At 42.5% G+C, this 8,843-nt stretch carries 12 protein-coding genes and 1 pseudogene; 12 read left to right on the forward strand and 1 reads right to left on the reverse strand.

The genetic code is table 11. From position 1 onward, the window contains the following. The 12 genes and pseudogenes from ACKTT2_RS01360 to ACKTT2_RS01415 form a co-directional block, all read left to right on the forward strand. A pseudogene (locus tag ACKTT2_RS01360) lies at nucleotides 1-261 on the forward strand (hypothetical protein); the annotation flags it as partial. 322 nt (nucleotides 262-583) lie between these two features. Continuing rightward, entirely contained in the window at nucleotides 584-1,255 is a 672-nt protein-coding gene (locus tag ACKTT2_RS01365) for a hypothetical protein (RefSeq protein WP_407883195.1), read from the forward strand. A gap of 109 nt (nucleotides 1,256-1,364) precedes the next feature. Then, nucleotides 1,365-1,511 (forward strand): hypothetical protein, encoded by a 147-nt coding sequence (locus ACKTT2_RS01370; protein WP_407883197.1) that lies wholly within the window; start codon nucleotides 1,365-1,367, stop codon nucleotides 1,509-1,511. A gap of 138 nt (nucleotides 1,512-1,649) precedes the next feature. Further along, on the forward strand, nucleotides 1,650-1,982 hold the full coding sequence (locus tag ACKTT2_RS01375) for a hypothetical protein (RefSeq protein WP_407883199.1): 333 nt from the start codon (nucleotides 1,650-1,652) through the stop codon (nucleotides 1,980-1,982). Nucleotides 1,983-2,145: 163 nt separating this feature from the next. After that, the gene (locus tag ACKTT2_RS01380) at nucleotides 2,146-2,826 is read left to right on the forward strand and encodes a histidine phosphatase family protein (RefSeq protein WP_407883202.1); all 681 of its coding nucleotides are present in this window, start codon (nucleotides 2,146-2,148) and stop codon (nucleotides 2,824-2,826) included. Between the two features lie 99 nt (nucleotides 2,827-2,925). After that, nucleotides 2,926-3,951 (forward strand): glucokinase, encoded by a 1,026-nt coding sequence (locus ACKTT2_RS01385; RefSeq protein WP_407883204.1) that lies wholly within the window; start codon nucleotides 2,926-2,928, stop codon nucleotides 3,949-3,951. Between the two features lie 29 nt (nucleotides 3,952-3,980). After that, nucleotides 3,981-4,583 (forward strand): hypothetical protein, encoded by a 603-nt coding sequence (locus ACKTT2_RS01390; protein WP_407883206.1) that lies wholly within the window; start codon nucleotides 3,981-3,983, stop codon nucleotides 4,581-4,583. 181 nt (nucleotides 4,584-4,764) lie between these two features. Further along, entirely contained in the window at nucleotides 4,765-5,316 is a 552-nt protein-coding gene (locus ACKTT2_RS01395; RefSeq protein WP_407883208.1) for a thioredoxin family protein, read from the forward strand. 68 nt (nucleotides 5,317-5,384) lie between these two features. Next, nucleotides 5,385-6,113, forward strand: coding sequence for a UMP kinase (pyrH, locus tag ACKTT2_RS01400; protein ID WP_407883211.1), 729 nt, complete (start codon nucleotides 5,385-5,387; stop codon nucleotides 6,111-6,113). Continuing rightward, complete coding sequence (gene frr / locus ACKTT2_RS01405) at nucleotides 6,100-6,648, forward strand: ribosome recycling factor (protein WP_407883213.1); 549 nt, start codon at nucleotides 6,100-6,102, stop codon at nucleotides 6,646-6,648. The genes pyrH and frr overlap by 14 nt, the downstream gene beginning before the upstream one ends. A 393-nt stretch (nucleotides 6,649-7,041) precedes the next feature. Further along, nucleotides 7,042-8,166, forward strand: coding sequence for a geranylgeranyl reductase family protein (locus ACKTT2_RS01410; protein WP_407883215.1), 1,125 nt, complete (start codon nucleotides 7,042-7,044; stop codon nucleotides 8,164-8,166). Nucleotides 8,167-8,239: 73 nt separating this feature from the next. Next, nucleotides 8,240-8,485, forward strand: coding sequence for an SAM-dependent methyltransferase (locus ACKTT2_RS01415; RefSeq protein WP_407883217.1), 246 nt, complete (start codon nucleotides 8,240-8,242; stop codon nucleotides 8,483-8,485). Nucleotides 8,486-8,534: 49 nt separating this feature from the next. Here ACKTT2_RS01415 and ACKTT2_RS01420 read toward each other — a convergent pair. Then, nucleotides 8,535-8,843, reverse strand: a 309-nt coding sequence (locus ACKTT2_RS01420; RefSeq protein ID WP_407883219.1) for a LysR family substrate-binding domain-containing protein, incomplete at its 5' end; no start/stop codon positions are given.

Here is an 8,843-nt window from a genome sequence, read left to right on the forward strand (position 1 = left end):
GCTTGCATCCAAGAGGTATCTCAAAAAGATATTCAAACCCAAACCAAGAAACATAAACAGAATCAACCAAGAAAAGAATCAACACGATGGAGATATGTAGGTACTGGCAGAGAATATCAACCACCAAGAATTTCTGAAACAGCAGGCTTGGCTGTAGAACAACTTAGCAAACAAAATAGTCAGCCACGACGTTTTGTAATTGAAGAAGCCATTTTGCTGCTAGCAGAAAAATTTCAACAGGTGGCTTTTACCGTTGCTTAAACCCATAGAATTTGCTCGTACAAGCTATCCATACTATAGCCTTTCCTAGTCTGCTGGGGTACAAATTTATCCGCGTCCATCTGCTACAGGCTGCGGTTAATTCAATATACTGTATCTCACTACATTGGGAATTACCATATCAGAATTTTAGAGTAGCTCTAGAGCTATTGTTTTTCTCCGAAAAATACTAAATTCGTGCAGAAAATTTTACAAAAAAAATTTCCCTATTATTGTATTATAAACAAACAAGGAAGCGCTCATGTCTGTCAGGAGCACTTCCTCGAAAAAATTAGTCAAATAATAATTCTGGAGTAATCATAGCATGACTAAAGCGCCGGAAACAGATCCTGCTGGGGATTTTTTCAAAACATCCGCACAAGAAGTTGAGGATCTCATCCGTAAACTCGCGAAATCAGGAAACGACCTGATAGAAGAAATAAAGAGTGAGATAGCCCGCACAAATCCTTTTTTATTGATAGGAGCAGCCAAAATTAGTCAATTACTGCTGTTCCTCAAAGAACAACTCAAACCCAAACAATACTCGCAAGCTTTAGCGAATTCTTTAGGATGGGCATCAAGCATTGCCAACCAGTTATTGAAGCTAGCCCCCATACTGGGAAATTTTACAACCGTACAACTCGAACAAATCAATCGCAACCTCTCCCCATCAGCACTCTATAAATTAGCCACAGGTCGAACGCCAGTGGAAGTGATTCAGTCGATGCTGGAAAAAGCTTGTACCCAAGAGGTGTCCCAGAAAGATATTCAAACCCAAACCAAGAAACATAAACAGAATCAACCGAGAAAAGAGTCAACACGATGGAGATATGTGGGGAATGGCAGAGAATACCAACCATCACGAATTTCTGAAGCAGCAGGTTTGGCTGTAGAACAACTTAGCAAACAAAATAGTCAGCCACGACGTTTTGTGATTGAAGAAGCCATTTTGCTGCTAGTAGAAAAATTTCAGCAGGTAGCTTTTGCTGTTGCTTGAGTAAGTCGGCACAATTAAGGTTAACTAGTCAAGCTCGTCATTTGTTAATAGTCATTTGTCATTGTTAAGGATAAATCACTTCTTGCTGTGGGAATAATGAAAGTAGCAGATGAATTATGCAAGAGTCAGGAAAATGGATTTTACCAAACTTATTAAAAGAGGAACAATTTGGGAATTTATAGATGAAGCTGAGTTAGAAACTTTTGTTGGGAAAAACTTACAACAACTCCTGAAACTAGTTCCTATAAAACGCTAACATTATGTTAGCGGTCAGTGACTTTTTAAATTTGATAGGCGTATTCAAGAAATTATCAATAATGGAAATATCATAGACGGGAAAGGAAGAAGTAAACTCTGTGCAGAGTTCAGGTTTGATAAACAAAGAAATAGCATAGTGTTATTTTTATGGATGCCTCATTTTTCGTCTTGGAAAAAGAAAGAATTTGTAGCTAAAATGCGTATCTGGGCTGATTCTAACAGTGTTTTGTATCTCGGTCATGTAGCAAAAAATTTAGGTAGAATGATAACAGAAAGTGAGAGAGAATTAGGTACTGTTCGCCCTCTTAAAAAACTTGTTAGAGGTGTTTATATAGATAGTAATATATATAAATCAGCTATAGCTATGAATATTGAATATTCTCTCAAAACTCTAGGAAAAATAGAAGAATCAAATTCTATAAAAGCAATTTTAAATATTGCTTTAGAAACTTGGCTGAAGAAACTTTAGTCTATGATACATAATATCTTTTTTACTAAAAAAACTAGATAAATTTAGGTAAATATTAAAAAAAGCTAAAAAAATTGTATGATTGAATTCATAGCCCACGACATACGGGTATAGCGAGCATCGTCTCACCTCTAAGCCCGTGAAGAAGATATAAATTTCTCTTATGAGTCAGATAGTCTGGATAGCAAGACACGCTAACCGTCTTGATTTTGTCAACCCTGATTGGTTTCTCACTGCAGAACGACGCTACGATCCACCACTGTCGGAAGACGGTTTTATACAAGCACAGCAACTAGCTAACCGTCTTAAAGGAGAAAAGATTGCCCATATTTTCGCTTCTCCTTTTTTACGAACGGTACAAACAGCAAATGCAGTAGCAGAAGTTCTCGACTTACCCATCAAGCTAGAAACAGGTTTGAGTGAGTGGCATAATATAGCTTGGATGAAGGAAGAACCAAAAAGACTATCAACACCAGCACTGGCAGAGTTATTTCCCAAAATAGACACGAGCTACACTCCTCAGATAGCTGCTAAATACCCCGAAACTCGCGCACAAATGTTGGAACGTTCGGGGCAAACTGCTAGATGTTTGACCAGAGAATTCTCACCACAGGATATTCTTTTAGTGGGGCATGGTGCTTCTGTATTGGGAGCAGCTGTAGGTTTAGTTGGTGAAAGTGCTAGCACAGAAGTGAAAGCATCTTTGTGTAGCTTAGTAAAAGTTGTGCGTCAAGACCCAGAGTGGCTACTAGAACTAAAGGGAGATACTTCTCATTTAACGGAAGTCGAAGAGGTCATCCGGTTTGATGTCAGCGAGCGATTACCAGTGACCAGTCAGCAGTGACCAGTGACCAGTGACCAGTGACCAGTGACCAGTGACCACTAACAAATGTACGGGTGCAAGGCATTGCGCCCCTACTAACAACTAACCACTAACAACACTATGACATTACTATTGGCAGGGGACATCGGCGGCACAAAAACTATTTTGCGGTTGGTTGAGGTATCTGAGCAACTGCTTTTACACAATATTTATGAGGAACGACACCGAAGTAGCGATTTTCTCGATTTGGTGCCAATGGTGCAGCAGTTTCTGAAAAACTCTGGTGCATCAATACCACAAAAAGCTTGTTTTGCGATCGCAGGTCCGGTGGTGAATAATACAGCTAAGCTGACTAACTTAGTCTGGTTCCTAGATACTCAACGATTACAAGAAGAACTAGGTATTGCTCAAGTCAGTCTAATCAACGACTTTGCGGCTGTTGGCTACGGTGTTTTGGGTTTAAGCGCACAAGATATCCTCACTTTACAACCCGGTAAACCTAACATAAATGCCCCTATTGCCATTGTTGGTGCTGGTACTGGTTTGGGACAAGGATTTTTAATTAAGCAAGGTTCGAGTTATCAAATTTTTCCTTCAGAGGGAGGTCATGCAGATTTTGCTCCCCGGACTGAGTTAGAGTTTCAATTGTTAAAGTATTTATTGGATAAACACGATATTCAGCGTGTTTCTGTAGAGCGGGTTGTTTCTGGATTGGGGATTGTTGCTATTTATCAATTTTTACGCGATCGCAAAACCATTGCTGAATCGCCAGAAATTGCCCAAATTGTGAGAACTTGGGAACAAGAAGCAGGGAAGCAGGAGAAAAGTGTCGATCCGGGTGCTGTTATTGGGAAAGCGGCGCTACAAAAAACCGATAGACTTTCCGAACAAACAATGGAGTTATTTGTAGGGGCATATGGCGCGGAAGCAGGTAATTTAGCCCTCAAACTTTTACCATATGGTGGCTTATACGTTGCAGGTGGGATAGCCCCTAAAATACTGCCCCTCATACAAGAAGACAAGTTCATGTTGAACTTCACTCAGAAGGGCAGAATGCGCTCTTTACTTGAAGATATTCCCGTGCATATCATTCTTAACCAAGAAGTGGGATTAATAGGTGCTGCCATCGGTGCAACTAGGTTATAACATCAGCAGCATTGTTTAAAGTAAAAACTATGACAAACAGAAGTTTGCTGTCACTCTTGACAGCCACTTTCCTATTAAGTGCATTTGCCGCAGTTGAAGCCAGTCTGTCCACAGCATCGCTTTCTCAAACAAGACCAGTGGCTGCTCAACCAGTCAAGTCACAATGGAAAGTTTTCACTCCCCCAGATGGACGCTTTACAGTCTTGATGCCCGGTATACCAAGAATTGAGTCTCAAACTCAAAGAACTCATATGGGCGAGATTCAACTGCAAGTCTTTTTGGCTCAACCTCCTAACCAGGAAGTGGCTTATCTTGTTGCTTATAATGATTTTCCCGATAATTACGGTCAAATGGCATCAGCACAAGAAGTCTTAGATGATGCCCAGCAAATGGCTCTCAAAACAACTCAAAGTAATTTGACAGCGAGCAAGGATATTCGCAGTTCCAACGGTCATCCCGGTCGAGAAATCGAGTACGTTAATTCCGGAGGAAAAATTACGAGGAATAGGATGTATTTTGCTGAAGGTCGTTTGTATCAGGTTATGGTTATCACTACCAAAAAACAGCAAAAAACAATCTCTGGTTCTATTACAGGTTATCTAAACTCTTTTCAAGTCGTTTTGAAAAAGTAACATGGCTAAAGGCTAAAGGCTAATGGTCTTTAGCCTAGATTTCAGTAGTTTCACAATTTTCAGTGGCAAAAGATGTATATAAAATGGTTAAGTACATAGCATCCGCGAGGGTGGTTTGTAGCTGGAAACAGACGCTGAATAAAAACTTAAATTATGACTAATACAGTTCGGCTTAATAAAGATGACTATAAGAGAAATTAGTACTCCCGTAGGAAGCTACGCACCAGATTTTGAGCTACCAGGAATTGATGGTCAGGTACACCATCTTAGCCGATATCTGGAAAAGTTCCGTGCAGTCGGCGTCATTTCTATGTCTAACCACTGTCCTTATGTTGAGTTGTATGTAGACAGATTGAAAAACATTCAAGCTGAATTTGGCTCACTCGGTTTTACGCTGATCGGTATGAATGGTAGCGATCTGACAACAGAACCATCAGAAACCTTTGCACAAATGCAGGCTTTTGCCAAAGCGAAGAATTTAAACTTTCCCTATTTGTGGGACTCAACTCAAGAGGTGACTCGCAGTTTTGGGACTAGCACAACACCAATGGCGTTTCTGATAAATGCAGAGGGTGTTGTTTGCTACAAAGGACAAATAGACGATCGCCCCCAAAATCCAGAGTTCGTGGAACAGCACTATCTCAAGCAAGCGATCGCCTATTTGTTAAAAGGACAGGAAATTTTGTTGACGGAAACAGAGCCTAATGGTACCTCTGTAGGAATAGGTAACTAGAGACAGAGCGACACTGTATTGTTATCTTAAATTGGAGGCAATTTCAATTTTGGACAAAACAAAACTTCATGGGAACACATTACCGACGGGTTTTACTTAAACTAAGTGGTGAAGCCCTTATGGGCAACTTGGGCTATGGAATCGATCCGGAAGTGGTAAAAGAAATAGCTGAAGAAGTAGCAGAGGTAGCAACAACTGGCGTTCAAGTCGCAATCGTTGTTGGAGGCGGAAATATTTTTCGTGGCGTCAAAGCGGCGTCGGCGGGGATGGACAGAGCAACCGGTGACTACATCGGGATGATTGCCACGGTAATGAATGCTATGACGTTGCAGGACTCACTCGAACGCATTGGAATTCAAACACGGGTACAAACCGCAATTTCCATGCAAGAGTTAGCAGAACCTTATATTCGCCGTCGAGCCATCCGCCATCTAGAAAAGGGACGGGTGGTTATTTTTGGTGCGGGTTCGGGCAATCCCTTTTTTACCACGGATACCACGGCTGCACTTAGAGCAGCAGAAATTGAAGCCGATGTGATTTTCAAAGCGACTAAAGTAGACGGGATATACGATGCAGATCCCCATGTATACCCTGACGCTAAACGGTATAATACTTTGACATACGGGTATGTTTTAACAAAAGATTTGCGGGTTATGGATACGACTGCGATCGCCTTGTGTAAAGAGAACAATATCCCTATTCTTGTATTTGACTTAACTGTGCGGGGAAATATCCGCCGAGCAGTCATGGGAGAATCCATAGGCACGCTTGTGGGAGGTTCGTGTGAAATTAGCTGAAGCTGAGAGTACGATGCAAAAAACCGTAGAGGCGACTCAACGGGCTTTTAATACGATTCGCACTGGTCGCGCCAATGCGAGTTTATTGGATAAGGTAACGGTGGATTACTATGGTTCGCCAACTGGCTTAAAATCACTGGCAAACATTAGCACGCCAGATTCTTCAACTATTTTGATTCAGCCTTACGATCGCAATACTTTAAACTTAATCGAAAAGGCAATTTCCATGTCGGATGTGGGCTTAACCCCAAGTAACGACGGGACTATAATTCGGCTGAACATTCCAGCATTGACAAGCGATCGTCGTAAAGAACTCGTAAAAATCGCTGCTAAGTATGCCGAAGAAGGACGTGTTGGTATTCGTAACATCCGTCGGGATGCTTTGGATACAATTCGCAAAAATGAAAAAGCGGCGGAAATTTCTGAGGATGAAGCACGCGATCGGCAAGATAAGCTGCAAAAGTTGACAGATAAGTATACTGCCAGAATTAATGAATTGCTGGCAGAAAAAGAAAAAGACATTACAACTGTCTAAAAATATATCAAATGGGTGCATTGACTGTAGGGACTGGGTACTGGCGATTGGGGAACTCGGGGCCCCCTCTGGGGATAAGGGGCAATGGGGACTGGCGATTGAGGACTGGGGACTGGCGACTGGGGACTAGTACAAAAAGGCGTAAGAGTCTCTGTCTTTCGTTCCCAGACGGAGCCTGAGAATGCCTACACTGAGGCTCTGCCGAGCGCCGACTGAATACAGGAGTAGGTAAGGTTGTGCTATATATTTGATGTTGGGGCAATGCTAACCTTACTAGAATGTTAGGAGGCAGAGCCTCCATAAGGAAGGCATTCCCAGGCTCCGCCTAGGAACGAGATCTCCCCAGTCCCCAATCCCCGATCCCCAACCCCTAACCCCTAACCCCTAACCCCTATGTACGACTGTATTATCGTTGGTGCTGGACCTGCTGGTGGGTCTGCTGCCTATCATTTAGCCAAGCGCGGGCGTTCGGTATTGGTTTTGGAGAAAGAGTCTTTACCAAGATACAAACCATGTGGAGGTGGTGTTTCACCTTTGATTGCTCAATGGTTTGACTTTGACTTTGCGATCGCAATATCCATTAAAGCTGACACAATCCGTTGTACCTGGAACATGGACGACCCCGTAGAAGCAGAAATTGGCACTCCCGAACCAGTTTGGATGGTCAGGCGAGATATATTCGACCATTTCCTCATTCAACAAGCACAAAAACAAGGGGCTGAACTACGAGATAATACGGAAGTTACAGGTATTGAATTTCAAAACAATTCTTGGCAAGTTCATACCGCTAGTGGTTTGGTAACAGGTCGTTACTTAATTGCAGCCGATGGTGCTAAAGGACCCATGGCCAGATGGCTAGGTTTCAAAGAACGCAAACGTCTTTTAGCAGGAGCATTAGAAGCAGAAGCTAAAGCGGATGTAAAGAATGGTAATATTGCTCACTTCGAGTTTGGCATGGTGAAAAATGGTTACCTCTGGAACTTCCCTAAAGCAGATGGTTATTCTATCGGAATTGGCACCTTTGTAGGTAGGAGTGGTGCTCAAGATTTCAAAAGTATCTTAAGCGAGTACGGTCAAAAGTTTGGTGTAGATATCAAAACTTGTCAACAATACGGTCATGCTTTATGTTTGTGGAATGGGAATCAAAAGTTGCATACCGATAATGCCGTGTTAGCAGGAGAAGCAGCTTGTGTTGTCGATCCGTTCACTGCAGAAGGCATTCGCCCATCTATTTTTAGTGGTTTAAAAGCAGCAGAAGCGATCGATAAAGCAGTTGGCGGCGATATCAACGCTTTAGAAGATTACACGAACATCATGCACGAACAATGGGGTAGTGATATGGCTTGGGCGCAAAAGTTGGCTGGGTTATTTTACCGCTTTGCTGGTATCGGTTATAAGGTGGGTGTGAAGCGCCCCTCTTCTGTTCAAATTATGGGCAAAATCTTGTGTGGCGAACTGCGTTATGCTGATGTTGCTAGTCGCGCTATCAAGCGTTTAACATCTGGTTTGGCTGGTTAGTCATTAGTCATTGGTCATTGGTCTTTTACAAATAACAAAGGACAAAGGACAAATCACAAAGGACAAATCACAAATGACCAAAGTTCATGTAGTTGGTATCGGTCTGGATGGAATTGCGGGATTGAGTGCAAAAGTTAGGGAAATTATTGAACGGGCGATGTTGCTAGTGGGTAGCGATCGCCATTTGAGTTATTTCCCCAATCATCAAAGTCAACGTTTGCCCCTGAAAAATTTTACTGAAGATATTAATATAATTCGTGACTATTTGAATAAGGGCTGTGATGGTGTCGTTGTTATAGCTGCTTCAGGTTACTGCTGAGACAGTATTTGGAGGCGCTCCGCCGGTGAGGCGCTCGCTCCCTAACCGCTCACGTATCATCACGATTTGACTCCCATTGTGTCGTCTTCCGTACCAGGTTGAGAAATGCGCTTATGACTGGAGAGGAATCATGCTGCCGCCAAGCAAGATAAAGTCCGGTTTTAGGGATCTGTTCTTGCAAGGGTCTGTAAATGACTCCGCTTCTGTGGAAGTTTTGCAAGGAGGCGGGAACGATGGCAATGCCCAGTCCTGCTGCAACTAAGCCGACGATCGTCTGCATCTGAACTGCCTCTTGAGCCACTTTCGGACGAAATCCAGCTTGTTGACAAATGGTAATAATCTGCTCGTAAAAGACGGG

This window comes from Scytonema hankhaensis NUACC26 (assembly GCF_045865695.1).
In the GTDB taxonomy this organism is placed as follows: Bacteria; Cyanobacteriota; Cyanobacteriia; order Cyanobacteriales; family Nostocaceae; genus Scytonema.

Bases quoted from the DNA above. Each gene is read 5' to 3' on its own strand.
- pyrH (WP_407883211.1), top strand. From the start codon at position 5,385: ATGGGAACACATTACCGACGGGTTTTACTTAAACTAAGTGGTGAAGCC.
- ACKTT2_RS01385 (WP_407883204.1), top strand. From the start codon at position 2,926: ATGACATTACTATTGGCAGGGGACATCGGCGGCACAAAAACTATTTTG.
- ACKTT2_RS01390 (WP_407883206.1), top strand. From the start codon at position 3,981: ATGACAAACAGAAGTTTGCTGTCACTCTTGACAGCCACTTTCCTATTA.
- ACKTT2_RS01365 (WP_407883195.1), top strand. From the start codon at position 584: ATGACTAAAGCGCCGGAAACAGATCCTGCTGGGGATTTTTTCAAAACA.
- ACKTT2_RS01395 (WP_407883208.1), top strand. From the start codon at position 4,765: ATGACTATAAGAGAAATTAGTACTCCCGTAGGAAGCTACGCACCAGAT.
- ACKTT2_RS01370 (WP_407883197.1), top strand. From the start codon at position 1,365: ATGAATTATGCAAGAGTCAGGAAAATGGATTTTACCAAACTTATTAAA.
- ACKTT2_RS01410 (WP_407883215.1), top strand. From the start codon at position 7,042: ATGTACGACTGTATTATCGTTGGTGCTGGACCTGCTGGTGGGTCTGCT.
- ACKTT2_RS01415 (WP_407883217.1), top strand. From the start codon at position 8,240: ATGACCAAAGTTCATGTAGTTGGTATCGGTCTGGATGGAATTGCGGGA.
- ACKTT2_RS01380 (WP_407883202.1), top strand. From the start codon at position 2,146: ATGAGTCAGATAGTCTGGATAGCAAGACACGCTAACCGTCTTGATTTT.